We start from the raw sequence: 15,737 nt of genomic DNA, 5'->3' as shown, positions 1-15,737 counted from the left end.
AGCGACTTGATCCTTGTCGGCACCCTCACCCGGCCCTTCGGGCCACCCTCTCCCGGGACGGGAGAGGGATTTGGCGCCAAATGCGATAGCCCTGGCCGCCGGTCCGTCGTCGCTGGACAGGCGGAGCCGTCGGGGTCTACACCGGTTGCGGTTTCTCCATCCGTCCGAGTGCTCTCCCGTGTTCCCTTCCCCCGCGCCGTCAGACCTGTCGCTGCCCGACATCCTCGCCTTCTTCTGGTTCTGGCTGTGCTGGGTCGGCTTCACCGTGATCCAGGACCGACTGCTGTCGGCGCGGGTGGCGGTGAACCAGCATCTGAAGCTGGTGCGGCGGCACTGGATGCGGCGGATGCTCGACCGCGACAACCGCATCATGGATTCGCAGCTGGTCGGCCACACGATGCACAGCTGCACCTTCTTCGCCAGCACCAACATGCTGGTGCTGGCCGGGCTCGTCGGCGCGTTGGGGGCGGTGGAGCACGCGCACGACGTCATCGGCAACCTGACCATCGCCGTGCGGACGTCGCGGGAGTTCTTCGAGCTGAAGATGCTGCTGCTCGTGGCGATCTTCACCTTCGGCTTCTTCAAGTTCACCTGGGCGCTGCGCCAGTACAATTACTGCTGCGCCCTGATCGGCTCCGCGCCCCTGCCGCCCGTGCCGGAGCCGGAGCGCAGCGCCATGGCCGACACCATCGCGGAGGCCATGACGCTGGCCGTCACCGCGCTGAACGGCGGCATGCGCGCCTATTACTTCGCGATGGCGGCGCTCGGCTGGATGCTCGGCCCCTGGGTCTTCATGCTGGGCAGCGCCGCGGTCGTGATCGTCCTCACCCGCCGCCAGGGCTTCTCCGCCACCGAAAAGGTCATTCGCGTGCAAGCGGACGCTCTGGAGAAATCGCACCTTTGAAGATTGCTCTTTTTTCGCGAAAATGTGAGACAAAAGATCTCAGCCTGCGACGTTCTATCCTCTATGCTGCGCTGCGCATTAATGCTTTTGTCATACCGCGAACGGTTTTGCGTGCACCGCAGCACAGCACGGGTTGGGAGTTTCGGCCATGGACATGGACACCGCGGTTTCCGTCTTGAACACGCTGGACGAGGCGGAGCGTCTCCTGGGTGAAATCCGCTTGCACGGCGGGGCCGGGGCAAGCCGGGAGTTCCTGACCCGCAACCGCGAACTCCTCGAAGAGGCGCGCCGCCACCTCGATACCGCGCACGAGCTGGTGTGAAGCACCAAGGCCTGTCGTTTCTCAACCTCTGAAGGCCGGCCGCGCCGCGGTCAGCTCTTCCAGAGGATTTTTCCGCCCTTGCCGCCCATCTTCGACCAGTCCTTCGCGAAATAGGCGAAGTCGCGCGACGGGCGGCTGTACAGGTAGCCCTGGGCCAGCGACACGCCGAGATCGGTCAGAAGCTCCGCGTGCTCCGGCCCCTCCACCTGTTCCCCGATGAGGCCGAGGCCGAGCTGGCGGCAGACGTCCACCATGGACCGCAGCATGGCCATGTCGCGCGCGTTCTCCACCGCGCCGCGCACGAACTTCCCGTCGATCTTCGCGAAGTCCGCCTGGATGCCGTAGAGCGACTGGAAGGAGGTCGACCCCGCCCCGACGTCGTCCAGGCAGATGCGGAAACCGGCGGTCCGCAGCTTCTGCAACACCTCGTTCAGCCGCGCGATGTCGGTGACCACCACCGTTTCCGTGACCTCGACCAGCAGCTTGCGCGCCAGATCGCCGTAGGGCTCCGTCACCGCCTGGAACTGGCGCAGGAAGATCGGGCTCATCAGCGTCTTGGCCGACAGGTTGATGGCCACGTCCGGCAGGGTCGGTTCCTTCCGGTACGTCTGCATGGTGTCCAGGACCGACTGCGTCAGCAGCAGGTCGAAGTCGTAGATCAGCCCGACATCCTCGGCGAAGGTGATGAAGTCGGCGGGCGAGGGCATGCCCTCCACCCGCGTCAGCGCCTCCAGATGGTGGACGGCCTGCGTGCCGATGTCGACGATGGGCTGGTAGACGACGAAGAAGTCGCGCTTCTCGATGGTCGCGCGCAGCCGGCCGATGCGGTCCACCGCGTCGGACAGCATGCGCTTGGCGCCGTCCTCCAGGCTGGAGATGGTGAAGTCGCCGCCCTGGGCGGAGGCGAAGGCCTGCACCGTGTAGACCAGCGCGCGGGCCGCGTCGGCGGCGTCCAGCTTCTCGTCGGCGACGTCCAGCGACCAGGTCCGGATGCCGCCGGGCAGCTCCCCGCCGGCGTTGTGGATGATCTGGGCGATGTGGCTCTGCACCTCCTGCCCGTCGATGTCGCTGGCGTGCACGATGCCGTAACGGTCGGTGGCCAGCCGGCCGGCGCTGTCGCCGTCGGCGGAGATGGCCCGCAGATAGGCGTCGATCCCCTGCTTGACCTCGTCCGCCGCCCCCTCCGGCAGGGCGTCCACCATGGACTGCAGCCCTTCGACCAGAAGCAGGGTCAGCCCGTGGTCCAGCCCCTTCTCGCGGGCGCGGATGATCCGCTCCTCCAGGATGTTGCCGAAGGCGTGGCTGTCCAGCAGCTGCCCGGCCACCGTCAGCGCCTCCTGCGTGGCGCGCGGGCCGGAGGACAGCAGGATGGTCAGGAACAGCGACCCGGGGCAGGAATCGAGCCGGCAGCCGCCCAGCAGTGCCGTGAAGCGCTGGCCGTCGCAGCCCTGGAAGACGACGCGCGCCGGCTTGATGCGCGCCTTGTCCTGGATGCGCTTCATTAGGACGTTGACGTATTTCCGGTCGCTCGGCGCCACCAGGTCCAGAAGGCTGGACCCCACCAGCCCGGCCACGTCGCCGGTGGTCAGGCGGCAGCGCGCGCCGGCGCAGAACTGGATGACGCCCTTGGTGTCCGTCTCGATCAGCAGGTCGGCGGCGGCGAAGGCGAAGCCGACGAAGCGGTCCCGCTCCCGATAGGAGGGCTGGCGGCGGACGGATACCGTCGTCGCCGATGTCGGTCGCCTGGGCGGTTCGTGCGCGAGGTGCGGCATCAGCCCCAAAATCGGTACAAAAAGAATCGGAATTCTGAACTTTCGTGCGTGAAGAGTAACGCGCCTCCGCGTTCAGAAAAAGGACCAAAGAATCATTTGTGCAAAACTAATGACACATACATGTGTGGATTTTCAGAGATTTAGAGACAAATCCACGGGGCCGCGCCGAATCATCGCACCCTCAGGTCCGACAGCCGCAAGCTTTCCACCCGCTGCCGCGTCCCGTCCTGGCCGACCACCGACAGCGTGACGGTGCCGCCCGTTCCATCTTTGCCTGCCCAGTCGATGTCCACCGTCCCGAAATTGACCTCGGTGTAGCGCTCGCCCAGCCGGTTCGGGCCGGGCTCCTTGGCGGCACTCTTGCGCGGGGTGGTGCGGTTGATGCCGCTGGAGGTCAGCTCGGTCAGCGGGTAGGGGACGCCGGCCGTCTCTCGGTAGAGCGCGCCGAAATGCCGGTCGCCCGACAGCAGCACGACGCCCGCCGCGCCGGTGTCGCGGATCAGGTCGTACAGGCGCTGGCGCTCGCCGGGGAAGTTGCCCCAGCGCTCCCACCCATGGCCGTCGGCCACCACCTGGACGGAGGACACGATCAGCCGCAGGTCGGCCGGCTCGCGCAACCGCTCCTCCAGCCAGCGCCACTGCGTGTCGCCCAGCATGGTCCGGGACGGGGCCGGGTCGGGCAGGTAGCGCTCCTTGCCCACGGCGCCGTGCTCGTCGGTGCGGCGCAGGGGGGAGCGGAAGCTGCGGGTGTCCAGCAGGATCATCTGCACGCGCCGTCCGGGCGGGCCGACGCTGCGGGCGTCGTACACGCCGTCGCGGTGGCGGCGGGGATCGTCGGGGGGCAGGTTCCAGAAATCGGCGAACAGGCGCTGCGACTCGGCCCGGAACGGGTAGTCGGCCCCGGCGTCGTTCTTCCCCATGTCGTGGTCGTCCCAGGTCGCCATGACCGGGACGGTGTCGCGCAGCCGCCGGTAGCCCTCGATCGTGGCGGCCTTGGCGTAGGCGGCCTTCAGCTCCGCCAGATCAGGGCTCTTCGAGTCGCCGTAGACGTTGTCGCCGGCGAAGACGAACAGCTCCGGCCGGTAGTCCAGCACCGCGCTCCAGATCGGCTGCGGCTTCTCCTGGTCGGCGCAGGACCCGAAGGCGATCCGCGTCAACGGCCCGTCCGGCAACGGCGGGCCAGCCAGCGCGACGGTGGCGAGGAGGGTGAAGGCGGCGGCGAGCAGGGCGCGCATGGGGGCTCGTGGATGGTGGGCGTGGTTGCGCTGGGCCCCCACCCAACCTCCCCCACCTTCGGCGGGGGAGGGGCTTATCATCGAAGCGGCGGAGTTCCCTCCCCCGTCGAAGATGGGGGAGGGTTAGGGTGGGGGCCCAACGCCAGGGGCTTCCCCTCACCCCCGGGGAAGCAGCCGCGTCACGTGGCCCATCTTGCGCCCCGGTCGCGCTTCCGCCTTGCCGTAGAGGTGCAGGCGGGCCCCAGGCTCGGCCAGCAGCTCCGGCCAGCGCAGGACGTCGTCGCCGATCAGGTTCTCCATCTCCGCGTCCGCCACCCGCTCCACGGATCCCAGCGGCAGGCCGCAGACGGCGCGGACCAGCTGCTCGAACTGGTCGCTGTGGCAGGCGTCCATGGTCCAGTGGCCGGAGTTGTGCGGGCGGGGCGCCATCTCGTTGACCAGCACCGCGCCGTCCGGCGTCACGAACATCTCCACCGCCAGCACGCCGACGAGGTCCAGCGCCTCCGCGATGCGGCGGGCGACGCGCTCGGCCTGCGCGGCGGTCTCGCCCGACACGCGGGCGGGGGCAAGCGTCTTGTCGAGGATGCCGTTCTTGTGCCGGTTCTCCACGGCGGGGTAGGCGGCCATGGCGCCGTCCAGGCCGCGGGCGACGATCACCGACACCTCGCAGGCGAAGGTCACGAAGCCCTCGACGATGCCCGCGTCCGACCGGATGGCGGCCCAGGCCTCGGCCGGGTCTATGCCCGGCTCGATGCGGGCCTGCCCCTTGCCGTCGTAGCCCAGGCGGGTGGACTTCAGGATGCAGCGCGGGCCGACCTCGGCGACCGCCTTGGCCACCTCCTCGGCGCTGTTCGCCGCGCGCCAGGGGGCGGTGGCGATGCCGAGGTTGTTGACGAAGGACTTCTCCGCCACGCGGTCCTGCGCCACCGACAGGACGTTGCCGCCGGGGTGCACGGGGGCGAAGCGGCCGAGATGCTCGACCACGGCGACGGGGACGTTCTCCCACTCCAGCGTCACGACGTCGACGGAGCGGGCGAAGGCCTCCAGCGCGTCCAGGTCGTCCCAGCGGGCGGAGGTCACGGCGGCGGACACCTGGGCGCAGGGGCTGCCCTCCGCGTCCGGGGCGTAGACGTGGACCTTGTAGCCGAGCCGGGCGGCGGCCAGCGCCGTCATGCGGCCGAGCTGGCCGTCGCCCAACATGCCGATGGTGGAACCGGGGGGCAGCGTGCGGTGGGACATGTCAGCCAATCACCGAATCAGGCGGGGGTGTCGACGGGGATGTCGGCGACCGCGGCGGTCTGCCGGGCGCGCCAGGCGTCCAGCGCCTCGGCCACCGCCGGGTCCATCAGCGCGATGACCGAGCCGGCGAGCAGCGCCGCGTTGATGGCGCCGGCCTTGCCGATGGCCAGCGTGCCGACCGGCACGCCGCCCGGCATCTGCACGATCGACAGCAGGCTGTCCATGCCCTTCAGCGCGTGGCTTTCGACCGGGACGCCGAAGACGGGCAGGGGGGTCATGGCCGCCGCCATGCCCGGCAGGTGCGCGGCACCGCCGGCCCCGGCGATGACGACCTTCAGCCCGCGCTCCCGCGCCGTCGTCGCGTATTCGACGAGCCGCTGCGGCGTGCGGTGGGCGGAGACGATGCGGACCTCATGCGGCACGCCGAGCGCCGACAGCGTGTCGGCCGCATGCTTCATGGTGGTCCAGTCCGACTGGCTGCCCATGATGATGCCGACCAGCGGCTTGGCTACGGACTCGTCAGACACGGCGGCTCGCTTTCCTCAAAGTCTGGAAAGCGGCGCATTATAGGAAGGGCGCGCCCGGAGTCCAGAGAGACGCGTGCAAAGGCCTTGGGAATACCCGCTTTTGTGCCGGGAAACCCGTGCCCCCGGCGCTGACGGGCTTTACGCGATGATGTCGGGCAGCAGGCGGCTTTCCAGAAGCGCGATCTGGTCCTTCAGGGCGAGCTTGCGCTTCTTCAGGCGCTGCATCTGAAGCTGGTCGAACGGCGCACGCTCGTGCAGGCGCGCGATCACATCGTCGAGATCGCGATGCTCGCTGCGCAGCGCCGCCAATTTTTCCTTCAACATCTCTTGTTCGTTCATGCGCCCGGATGCCCGCTGGCTAAGCGGGCGGGACTATACCAGATTTGATGGGACGCGGCACGGCGAAACCTGCTTCCTCCGCGCGGGTTATCATCCGGTCTTCGCAATGCAATATCCGGTCGCTCCCGGAACGATTGCGCCCAGAACGATTGCGATGGAACATCGTTCTGGTAAGACTACCGTACGAAGCAGTTCCAGGCGAAACGGGACAGGGATCCATGACAGCTGGCAAGCGCATCGGCATTCTCACCAGCGGCGGCGACTGCGCCGGGCTGAACGCGGTCATCCGCGCGGTGGTCCACCGGGCCGTCCTGACCTACGGCTGGCAGGTCCTGGGCATCAAGGAGGGCACGCAGGGGCTGTTGCAGCGCCCGGTGCAGTACCAGGTGCTCGACCTGCCGCAGGTCGACGGCAACATGATGCGCATGGGCGGCACGATCCTCGGCACCACCAACCGGGGCGACCCCTTCGCCTATCCCATGGCCGACGGCTCCTTGAAGGACCGCTCCGACGAGATCATCGGCGGCTACCGGGAATTGGGGCTCGACGCGCTGATCGGCATCGGCGGCGACGGCAGCTTCGCCATCCTGCACAAGCTGGCCCAGAAGGGCGGGCTGAAGATGGTCGGCATCCCGAAGACCATCGACAACGACCTGGGCTTGACCGAGGTGTCGGTCGGCTACGACACCGCCGTTGGTGTGGCGGTGGAGGCGCTGGACCGGCTCCAGCCGACCGCGGCCAGCCACGCCCGCGTGATGGTGCTGGAGGTGATGGGCCGCGACGCCGGCCACATCGCGCTGGCGGCCGGCATCGCCGGCGGCGCCGACGTGATCCTGATCCCGGAGATCGCCTATTCGATCGAGAAGATCGCCGCGAAGATCAAGCAGGTGCGCTCCACCGGCCGCAACTTCGCGCTCGTCGTGGTGTCGGAGGCGGTGAAGACCGTGGACGGCACCGGCGTGCAGAAGCTGTTCCAGGGCGGGCAGAAGCGCTACGGCGGCATCGGCGACTACATCGGCGAGAAGATCGCCGACGCGACCGGGGCGGAAACCCGCGTCACCGTGCTGGGCCACGTCCAGCGCGGCAGCATGCCCAGCCCGCGCGACCGCCTGGTCGCCTCCGCCTTCGGCGTGCACGCCGTCGACCTGATCGCCGAGGGCAAGTTCGACCGCATGGTCGCCTGGTCCAACCGCGGCGTGATCGACGTGCCGATCACCGAGGCGATCGCGCGCTATGCCGAGGTCGAACTGGACGGCGCCCTGGTCAAGACCGCCCGCGGCCTGGGCATCAGCCTGGGCGACTGAGCGCGAGTGTTCGAAAGGATTTTCACCACAAAGGCACAAAGACACAAAGAACGGCACAAAGGGTGTTCCGATGATTGGGATCTCCATGATGCGGGAAACCCCTTTGTGAAAATCTTTGTGTCTTAGTGTCTTTGTGGTGAATCCCCTTCCCATCGCGACAACTTAGCGCCATGACCGAAAACCCCCTCTGGGACTTCTCCCTCGCCGTCTACGCGCGGCCGGGGGTGCCCGCGGCCTGCCTGGACCTCCAGGACCGGTGCGGGCAGGACGTCAACGTCCTGCTCTTCGCCGCCTGGGCCGGGCTGGCCTGCGGCGTCCGTTTGTCGGCCGAGGAGTTGACGCGAATCGATTCCACCATCGCCCCCTGGCGGGCGGAGGTTGTCCGTCCCCTGCGCGCCGTGCGCCGCCGGGTGAAGGGCGAGGACCAATCCCTCTACGAACGTCTGAAGTCCGCCGAACTGGCCGCGGAGCGCGTCCAGCAGGACCGCCTGTTCGCCGCCTCCGGCCTCGTTCCGGGGCCCGGCGGATCGGCCGACCTCGCGGCGGCGAACCTGCGCCTTCTGGTGCCGGGCGACGACCCGGCGCTGGCCGCGCTTCTATCCGCGCTTTAGTGGGTCAGCACCCGGCTCTTCCTGGTCCGGTTGCCCTCCAAGTCCTCCTCTTCCTCGTCGCCGGAGACCTGATAGGGCTTGCCGACGTAGAAGGCGTTGCAGCGCTTGCCGCCGGACAGGCGGGTCAGCCCGGCTTCCCACTCCTGCCCCTTGGGGCCGAGGATGCGCAGCTTCAGCTGGTTGACCAGCGGGAAGATCTGGAACCCCTCCATGGTGACCGACTCACCCTTTTCGGAGAAGACGTCCTGCCCGAGCGTCAGCGTCTTGCCGGCGATCTCCAGCGTCACGTCCTGGGCCCAGGGGCATCCGCCGCCGCCACCGGCCGCCTTCTCGCTGGCGAGGGCCGTCTCCGGCGCGGTCGTGGCGACCGCCGAGACGAGCGTGCAGGTCAAGGCCAGAGCACAAAGCTTCACGCGCCGATCCATCGCGAAACACACCCACCGTCCCATGATCCGGACGGGAGCATATTTGCTGCGGTTGCGTAAGGCAACGCGAAGGACGTTCGAAGCAGGGTTGCACTTTCGGCTAGGCTGGGTTGGCGGCTATGCTGGCTTGGCGGCTAAGCTCATCAGGTTCCCGCAGTTCAGGATCCCGCGTCCCCATGGCGACCATCACCGAGGCCCTGCTGGCGGCCGTCGATCACCACCAGGCCGGCCGCCTGAACGAGGCCGCGACGCTGTACGCCCGCATCCTGGACGCCGATCCGGAGCAGCCGGACGCGGCCCAGCTGCTGGGCGTGCTGTATGCCCAGAGCGGCCACGCCGCGGAAGGCGCGCGGCTGCTGCGCCGGTCGCTGGCCCTGCGGCCGGAGTCCGCAGGGGGCCAGTCGAACCTGGGCGGCGCCCTGCACAGCCTGGGCGACGCGGCCGGCGCGGAGGACGCGTTCCGCCGCGCCCTGCGGCTCGACCCCGGCCTGGCCGACGCCCACGCCAGCCGGGCCGGCGCCCTGCGCGCGCTGGGCCGGGCGGGGGAGGGGGCCGCGTCGGCCGCCCGCGCCCTGGTGCTCGACCCCGCCCATGCGGAGGCTCTGGTGAACCGCGCCGATTCGCTGCTCGCGTTGCGCCGGCCGCCGGCCGCCGAAGCCGCCGCGCGGCGCGCCCTGACGGTCCGCCCGGCCTTTCCGGGGGCTCAGATGGCGCTGGGCTCCGCTCTGGCCGCGCAGCACCGCTGGGATGGGGCGGAGGCCGCCTACCGCGCCGCGCTGGCCGGTCGCCCGCGCTTTGCCGAAGCCTGGGAGAACCTGGGCGGCCTGCTCGCCAAGCTCGGCCGCTTCGAGAAGTCGCTGACCGCCTTCGCGGAGGCCGAGGCCCTGCGCCCCGGCCCCTCCCTGTGGGCGGCGCGCGGCACGGCGCTGGTCGCCATGGCCCGGCCGGTGGAGGCGCTGGCCGATTTCGACCGCGCGCTCGCCGCCCGGCCGCAGGACGCCGGCCTGCGCTGGAACCGCGGCTTCGCCCGCCTGCTGGCCGGGGACTACGCCGGCGGCTGGCCGGAGTTCGACTGGCGCCGCCACGACCAGGGGGCGGAGCCGCCCTGGCGCGATTTCCCGCAGCCGACATGGACCGGAGAAGACATCGCCGGGCGGACCATCCTGCTCTACGCGGAGCAAGGGCTCGGCGACACGCTGCAGTTCGTGCGCTACGTCCCGCTGGTCGCCGCGCGCGGCGCCCGCGTGATCCTGGAGGTGCAGCGGCCGCTTCTGTCCGTCCTGTCCGGGATGGAGGGGGCGGAGCGGGTGATCGCGCGCGGCGACCCGCTGCCCCCCTTCGACCTGGAATGCCCGCTGATGAGCCTCCCGCGGGCGTTCGGCACCACGCTGGACCGCGTGCCCGCCGCCGTGCCCTACCTGCGCCCCGACCCGGCGCGCGCCGCGGCCTGGAAGGAGCGGCTGGCGGGAGGGAAGGGGCCAAAAGTGGGGCTGGTCTGGGCGGGCAACCCGCGCTTTCCCGGCGACCGCCTGCGCTCCCCCCGGCTGGAAGGGCTGCGGCCGGTCCTCGATGTGCCGGGGGTGCGATTCTTCGGCTTGCAGAAGGGGCCGGGGCGGGAGGATCTGGAGGGGGCGCCGCTGCCTGCGACCTTCACCGATCACTTCACGGATCTGGGGCCGGAGATCGCCGACTTCGCCGACACGGCGGCGATCATGGCGAACCTGGATCTGGTGATCTCCTCCTGCACAGGGCCGGCCCATCTGGCCGGGGCGCTGGGCGTGCCGCTGTGGGTGGTGCTGCCCTTCTCGCCGGACTGGCGCTGGCTGCTCGACCGCGCGGACAGCCCCTGGTACCCGACCGCCCGCCTGTTCCGCCAGGACCGGGTCGGCGACTGGCGCACCGTCGCCGGCCGCGTCGCCGAGGCGTTGACGGCCTTTACGCCTTCAGCGTGAGGGTGGTTTGGGTCATCTCGTCGGCGGTGGACACCAGCTTCGACGCGGCCGAGTAGGTGCGCTGGGCCTGGATCAGCGTGGTGAACTGGTTCTCGATGTTGACGTTGGAGCCCTCGACGCTGTTGTTGTTCAGGCTGGCGCCCACCGTCGTGTTGCCGGACGTTCCGTTGCCGGAGGGTTTGCCGAAGGCGGCCAGCTTGATGGCCCCCGACTCGGTGGTCGTCCGGAAGGAGGTGCCGGACAGGTTCTCCAGATCCTGCGGGTTCGCCACGATCGCGTCGGGCACGTGGTAGAGATAGCGCTGCCGCCCGCCGGCGAAGGTCGCGGCGACATAGCCGTCGGAGGTCAGCTCGGCACCCTGGTAGCTGCCGGCCGCGATGCCGTTCTGGCTCGTCCGGGTGCCGATGTCCATGTCGGCGATGCTGGTGACCGAGTCGTCCGGCTTGCCGTAGGTGCCGAGGTCCACGGTCACCGGCCCGAAATTGCCGCCGGGGTTGATGCCCATCGACAGCTTGCTGCCGTTGGCGCCCCCGGTCAGGACGCCGCTGCGGTCGAAGGTCAGGCTGCCCATCGGCTGCCAGGTGGCCGGGTCGCTGGCCTTCACCGAGCCGACCGCCTGGCCGTCCGCCCCGACGGTGCCGGCGTTGTAGACCTTCCAGGTCGTGCTGCCGTCCTCCGCCACGCCCGTCTTCATGAAGCGCAGCATGGTGCTGCCCGCCGACCCGCTCTTGTCGATCAGGTTCAGCGTGGCCCCGGTCGTGTTGGCCAGCGTCGGCGTCGCCGCGACGGCCTGGGCCGTCGGCAGGTTCATGGCCAGCGACGCCTGGGTCGTGGCTTCATGATAGTCTGTCAAGCCGCTCAGCGAGACGGGCTTCAGGCTGGAGGTGGCGCCGAGGGTCGTCGACGGGTTGTTCGGGTCGAGCTTGAACCCCATCAACGCCTTGCCGGCAGTGTTGACCAGATAGCCGTCCTTGTCCATCGAGAAGTCGCCGGCGCGTGTCAGCTCGACGTTCGAATCGGTCGGGGTTCCGGTGGCGGTCGTGGTCCCCGCGGTGCCGTTGAGGAAATCGATGTCCTGGACGACGAAGTAACCGTTGCCGAGGATCGACGCGTTCGTCGTCACCCCGGTCTGGCTGATGGTGCCGGCGCGGTTGTCCAGCCGGTTGTAGGCGCGCACGCCCGCGCCCGGGTCGCCGACGTTGCTGGACCGGTCCTTCAGCCAGACGTCGTCGAACTGCGTCTCCGTGGCCTTGTAGCCGGTCGTCGCCGCGTTCGCGATGTTGGACGAAATGGAGCCGAGGGCGCGGCTTTGCGCCGTCAGCCCAAGCACGCCATTGTTCAGGATCGTGGTCATACCCATGGTCCGGCCGTCCTTCCTCGCGGAATCCGATTCGGCCGGGGTAAAGCAACAGGCGTGCCAGTCGTTTCGGCCGCCGGATCAGGCGTTTTCAGGGCTGGAGGCGGGGGAATGGGCAGAAATTGCCCCCGTCCGGGGGCTTGGAGCCCCCTTCTGGGAAAGAATGATCCTCACTCGACCGGCAAAAAGACCCCGGTCTTCGGGTCGATGGCCCACAGGTCGCCGCTGTCCAGGTCGAACCACCAGCCGTGCAGCTCCAGATCGCCCGACTCCACCTTCTCGCGGACGAAGGGGAAGGTCATCAGGTTGTCGACGGAGGTGCGGACGGCCGCGCGCTCCACCACGCCGGGATTCTGCTGCAGCCGGTCCAGCTCCGCCTTGCGGCGTTCCTCGTCGGTTTCCGCGGCGGGGAGGGGGACGTAGGGATCGAGCGCCGCGCTGGCGATGGACACCCACGGCGACACGAAGTCGTTCTGGTCCGGGGTGCCGGCGCGCAGGCGGATCAGCCCCTGGATGCCGCCGCAGAAGGCGTGGCCCAGCACGATCACATGGCCGACGTTCAGCACGCGCACGGCGTATTCGATGGCGGCGGAGGTGCCGTGGTAGGCGCCGTCGGGCTGGTAGGGCGGCACGAGGTTGGCGACGTTGCGCACCACGAACATTTCGCCCGGTTCGGCCTGGGTCAGCAGCGCCGGGTCGACGCGGCTGTCGGAGCAGCCGATCATCAGCACCTTCGGCTTCTGCCCTTCCTCCACCAGCTGGCGCATGTTCTCGGGCCGGCGCTCGTAGTAGCGGGCGCGAAAGCCCTTGATGCCGGCCAAAAGCTGACGAATGGGGACTTCCCGGTCGCTGTTGTTCATCATGGTACGGACATCCTCGCACGTTCCGGCCGAACCGGACTTCGCCAATCCAGACATTAACAGTGCGGTATAGCCCACGCCGGCCTAGGTTTCTAGAACCTCCGTTTGCTCGCCCCAGCGCCGGACGATTCCGGCGTCGAGCCCGAACAGGTCCAGCGCCCGGCCGACCGCGTGGTCCACCAGATCGTCGATGCTGCGCGGCTTGGCGTAGAAGGCCGGCACCGGCGGCGCGATGACGGCGCCCATCTCCGCCAGCTGCGTCATCGTGCGCAGGTGGCCGAGGTGCAGCGGAGTCTCCCGCACCATCAGCACCAGCGGACGGCGCTCCTTCAGCGTCACGTCGGCGGCGCGGGTCAGCAGGGTGGAGGTCACGCCCGTGGCGATCTCGCTCATCGTGCGGACGGAGCAGGGCGCGACGATCATGCCCATGCAGCGGAAGCTGCCGCTGGCGATGGCCGCGCCGATGTCGGCTGCGGCGTAGGACACGTCGGCCATCGCCCGCAGTTCGGCGACCTTCAGGTCGGTCTCGTGGGCGAGCGTCACCTCCGCCGAGCGGCTGACGACGAGGTGCGATTCGACGCCGATTCGGCGCAACGCGGTCAGCAGCCGGATGCCCAGGACGCTGCCCGAGGCTCCGCTGATGCCGACGACAAGACGGGAAGGAGGGCTCATGGCCGAGATCTAGCGCGGCGCGGTGGCCGCGTCCAGGGAAGGGTCGCTTCTTGCCCCCACCCTAACCCTCCCCCGCTTCGCAGGGGAGGGAACTTAGTCTCCCTCCCTTGCGAAGCGGGGGAGGGAAGGGGCCCATGGCACAGCCATGGGAAGGGTGGGGGCAAAGGCGCCTCAGCGCGCCTCTTCCTGCTCCGAATAGGGCGACTCGTCGCCGTAGCCGCCCTCTTCGCGGTCCTGCGCTTCGCGCTCTTCCGGGGTCAGGGGCACGCCGCCGCGGCGGACGGCCAGCGCCAGCGCCTCCTCCAGCTCGCGCTGGGTGCACAGGCCCAGCAGGACCGGGTTGCGCGGCTTGATGTTCGGGGCGTTCCAGTGCGACCGCTCGCGCACCGACGCGATGGTCGGCTTGGTGGTGCCGATCAGCCGGCAGAGCTGGGCGTCCGACAGCTCCGGATGGTGCTTCAGCAGCCAGGCGATGGCGTCGGGCTTGTCGCCGCGCTTGGTGATCGGGGTGTAGCGCGGGCCCTTCGACCGTGCGGCCGGCAGCGGCAGGTCGGGGACCAGCAGCTTCAGGCGCAGGTCCTGGTTGCGTTCGCACCGCTCGATCTCGGCCTTGGTCAACTGACCGTTGGCCACCGGGTCCAGCCCGACCATGCCGACCGCCACCTCGCCATCGGCGATGGCCTGGACCTCCAGGGAATGCAGGCCGCAGAAGGCGGCGATCTGCTCGAAGGTCAAGGATGTGTTCTCGACCAGCCAAACGGCCGTCGCTTTCGGCATCAAGGGCAGTGCCATCGTCCCTCCTGACAACTCCACTCCGACCACACCCGTTGTCCGGGTGGGGCGTTCGAAATCACTGTACCGGAAATCCCCCGGCTCCGCCCTCCATATAGGGCCGAAGCCGTTCTATGTAAGCGCGCCGGGGCAGGCGGCCGGGGAAGCCCCGGACGCCCATCCTCTGCTAACCATCTTGGCGAGCTTTAGCAAGCCTGCGGCGCGCGCCGCAAACAAGAATGACGGGAAAATCGTGGCCTATGCCGAAATTCCGGGCTGCGGCGCCCGGAATTCCTTCGCCGTCCTACGATTGCCGATCAGACCCGGACGGTCATCACGATACGGTCATCACGATCTTGCCGATGTGCGCGCTGGACTCCATCAGGGCGTGCGCCTCGACGGCCTGCTCCAGCGTGAAGACCTTGTGGATCACCGGCTTGATGGAGCCGCCTTCCAGCAGCGGCCAGACCTTCTCGCGCAGCGCCTGCGCGATGCGGCCCTTCTCCGCCACCGGCCGGGCGCGGAGCGTGGAGCCGGTCAGGACCAAGCGCTTGGTCATCACCGGGAACATGTTGATGGACACCTTCGGCCCCTGGAGGAAGGCGATGGAGACGTGCCGCCCGTCCGGGGCCATGATCTCGATGTCGCGGGCGATGTAGTCGCCACCGACCATGTCCAGCACCACGTCCACGCCGCGCCCGCCGGTCTCCTGCTTGATGACCGCGACGAAGTCCTCGGTCTTGTAGTCGATGGCCCGGTCGGCCCCCAGCTCCTCGCAGGCGCGGCACTTGTCGGCGCTGCCGGCGGTGGTGAAGACCTTCGCGCCGAAGGCCTTGGCCAGCTGGATCGCCGTCGTGCCGATGCCGCTGGACCCGCCGTGCACCAGCAGGGTCTCGCCGGCCTTCAGGGCGCCGCGCTCGAACACGTTGGTCCAGACCGTGAAGAAGGTCTCCGGCACGGCCGCGGCCTCGACCATGCCGAATCCCTTCGGCACGGGCAGAAGCTGCGGGGCGGGAACGACGCAGTACTGGGCGTAGCCGCCGCCGGCCACCAGCGCGCAGACGGCGTCCTCGGCGGCCCAGTCCGTCACTCCTTCGCCCAGCGCCACGACGCGGCCGGCGATCTCCAAGCCCGGCAGGTCCGACGCGCCCGGCGGCGGGTCGTAGCGGCCCTGGCGCTGCAGCAGGTCCGGCCGGTTCACGCCGGCCGCCTCCACCGCCACCAGCACCTCGCCGGGGCCGGGCACCGGGGCGGGGCGCTGCACGGCGCGCAGCACCTCCGGCCCGCCGGGTTGGGAAATCTCGATGCAGGTCATGCTGTCCGGCAGGGCGATGCCCATGGTTTCTCCCCTATCCTCGTTTGGTCGCTTGTTTCAGGTGTGCCGCTTGTTTCAGGTGTACTGTATACCTAAGCGTCGAAGGTAGATTTCCACGGCGGAACTGGCAAG

The 15,737-nt window shown here is 69.3% G+C and carries 16 protein-coding genes; 5 read left to right on the top strand and 11 right to left on the bottom strand.

Annotation, left to right across the window (positions count from 1 at the left end):
* Window positions 1-178: 178 nt before the first annotated feature.
* The gene (locus tag J2851_RS09725) at window positions 179-904 is read left to right on the top strand and encodes a DUF599 domain-containing protein (RefSeq protein WP_209766030.1); all 726 of its coding nucleotides are present in this window, start codon (window positions 179-181) and stop codon (window positions 902-904) included.
* Between the two features lie 148 nt (window positions 905-1,052).
* Window positions 1,053-1,226, top strand: coding sequence for a hypothetical protein (locus J2851_RS09720; protein ID WP_209766029.1), 174 nt, complete (start codon window positions 1,053-1,055; stop codon window positions 1,224-1,226).
* Window positions 1,227-1,276: 50 nt separating this feature from the next.
* Here J2851_RS09720 and J2851_RS09715 read toward each other — a convergent pair whose 3' ends face one another.
* From J2851_RS09715 to J2851_RS09695, 5 genes are all read right to left on the bottom strand, one after another.
* Window positions 1,277-2,998, bottom strand: coding sequence for a sensor domain-containing phosphodiesterase (locus J2851_RS09715; protein WP_209766027.1), 1,722 nt, complete (start codon window positions 2,996-2,998; stop codon window positions 1,277-1,279).
* A gap of 170 nt (window positions 2,999-3,168) precedes the next feature.
* Complete coding sequence (locus tag J2851_RS09710; protein WP_209766025.1) at window positions 3,169-4,233, bottom strand: alkaline phosphatase D family protein; 1,065 nt, start codon at window positions 4,231-4,233, stop codon at window positions 3,169-3,171.
* Window positions 4,234-4,389: 156 nt separating this feature from the next.
* A complete protein-coding gene (locus J2851_RS09705; protein ID WP_209766024.1) occupies window positions 4,390-5,472 on the bottom strand; it encodes a 5-(carboxyamino)imidazole ribonucleotide synthase in 1,083 nt (360 codons plus the stop codon).
* 17 nt (window positions 5,473-5,489) lie between these two features.
* The gene (purE, locus tag J2851_RS09700) at window positions 5,490-5,957 is read right to left on the bottom strand and encodes a 5-(carboxyamino)imidazole ribonucleotide mutase (protein WP_209766057.1); all 468 of its coding nucleotides are present in this window, start codon (window positions 5,955-5,957) and stop codon (window positions 5,490-5,492) included.
* 180 nt (window positions 5,958-6,137) lie between these two features.
* The gene (locus J2851_RS09695) at window positions 6,138-6,323 is read right to left on the bottom strand and encodes a YdcH family protein (RefSeq protein WP_370881309.1); all 186 of its coding nucleotides are present in this window, start codon (window positions 6,321-6,323) and stop codon (window positions 6,138-6,140) included.
* Window positions 6,324-6,556: 233 nt separating this feature from the next.
* On the opposite strand from J2851_RS09695, the gene J2851_RS09690 reads away from it, so the two are divergent.
* Both J2851_RS09690 and J2851_RS09685 read left to right on the top strand, forming a co-directional pair.
* Window positions 6,557-7,642 carry an ATP-dependent 6-phosphofructokinase gene (locus tag J2851_RS09690; protein WP_209766022.1) on the top strand — a complete coding sequence of 362 codons (1,086 nt, stop codon included), beginning with the start codon at window positions 6,557-6,559 and terminating at the stop codon, window positions 7,640-7,642.
* Between the two features lie 170 nt (window positions 7,643-7,812).
* The gene (locus J2851_RS09685; RefSeq protein ID WP_209766021.1) at window positions 7,813-8,253 is read left to right on the top strand and encodes a TIGR02444 family protein; all 441 of its coding nucleotides are present in this window, start codon (window positions 7,813-7,815) and stop codon (window positions 8,251-8,253) included.
* Here J2851_RS09685 and J2851_RS09680 read toward each other — a convergent pair.
* A complete protein-coding gene (locus tag J2851_RS09680; protein WP_209766020.1) occupies window positions 8,250-8,666 on the bottom strand; it encodes a hypothetical protein in 417 nt (138 codons plus the stop codon). The genes J2851_RS09685 and J2851_RS09680 overlap by 4 nt on opposite strands.
* A 188-nt stretch (window positions 8,667-8,854) precedes the next feature.
* On the opposite strand from J2851_RS09680, the gene J2851_RS09675 reads away from it, so the two are divergent.
* Window positions 8,855-10,630 carry a tetratricopeptide repeat protein gene (locus tag J2851_RS09675; protein ID WP_209766019.1) on the top strand — a complete coding sequence of 592 codons (1,776 nt, stop codon included), beginning with the start codon at window positions 8,855-8,857 and terminating at the stop codon, window positions 10,628-10,630.
* Here J2851_RS09675 and J2851_RS09670 read toward each other — a convergent pair.
* The 5 genes from J2851_RS09670 to J2851_RS09650 all read right to left on the bottom strand — a co-directional run bounded on the left by J2851_RS09670 (window position 10,614) and on the right by J2851_RS09650 (window position 15,629).
* A complete protein-coding gene (locus J2851_RS09670) occupies window positions 10,614-11,990 on the bottom strand; it encodes a flagellar hook protein FlgE (protein WP_209766018.1) in 1,377 nt (458 codons plus the stop codon). The two genes, J2851_RS09675 and J2851_RS09670, sit on opposite strands and share 17 nt — an antisense overlap.
* Before the next feature lie 167 nt (window positions 11,991-12,157).
* A complete protein-coding gene (locus tag J2851_RS09665; protein WP_209766016.1) occupies window positions 12,158-12,850 on the bottom strand; it encodes a carbonic anhydrase in 693 nt (230 codons plus the stop codon).
* Between the two features lie 81 nt (window positions 12,851-12,931).
* Window positions 12,932-13,519, bottom strand: coding sequence for a UbiX family flavin prenyltransferase (locus tag J2851_RS09660; protein ID WP_209766014.1), 588 nt, complete (start codon window positions 13,517-13,519; stop codon window positions 12,932-12,934).
* Window positions 13,520-13,690: 171 nt separating this feature from the next.
* On the bottom strand, window positions 13,691-14,311 hold the full coding sequence (locus J2851_RS09655; RefSeq protein ID WP_209766013.1) for a DUF1013 domain-containing protein: 621 nt from the start codon (window positions 14,309-14,311) through the stop codon (window positions 13,691-13,693).
* 313 nt (window positions 14,312-14,624) lie between these two features.
* Window positions 14,625-15,629: an NAD(P)H-quinone oxidoreductase gene (locus tag J2851_RS09650; RefSeq protein WP_209766011.1), complete on the bottom strand. Its 1,005-nt coding sequence runs from the start codon at window positions 15,627-15,629 to the stop codon at window positions 14,625-14,627.
* Between the last annotated feature and the right edge of the window lie 108 nt (window positions 15,630-15,737).

It is taken from the genome of Azospirillum rugosum, assembly GCF_017876155.1.
GTDB classification, from domain to species: domain Bacteria; phylum Pseudomonadota; class Alphaproteobacteria; order Azospirillales; family Azospirillaceae; genus Azospirillum; species Azospirillum rugosum.
The sequence above is the reverse complement of the archived record's forward strand: the minus strand, read 5'-3'. Positions and strand labels throughout refer to the sequence as shown.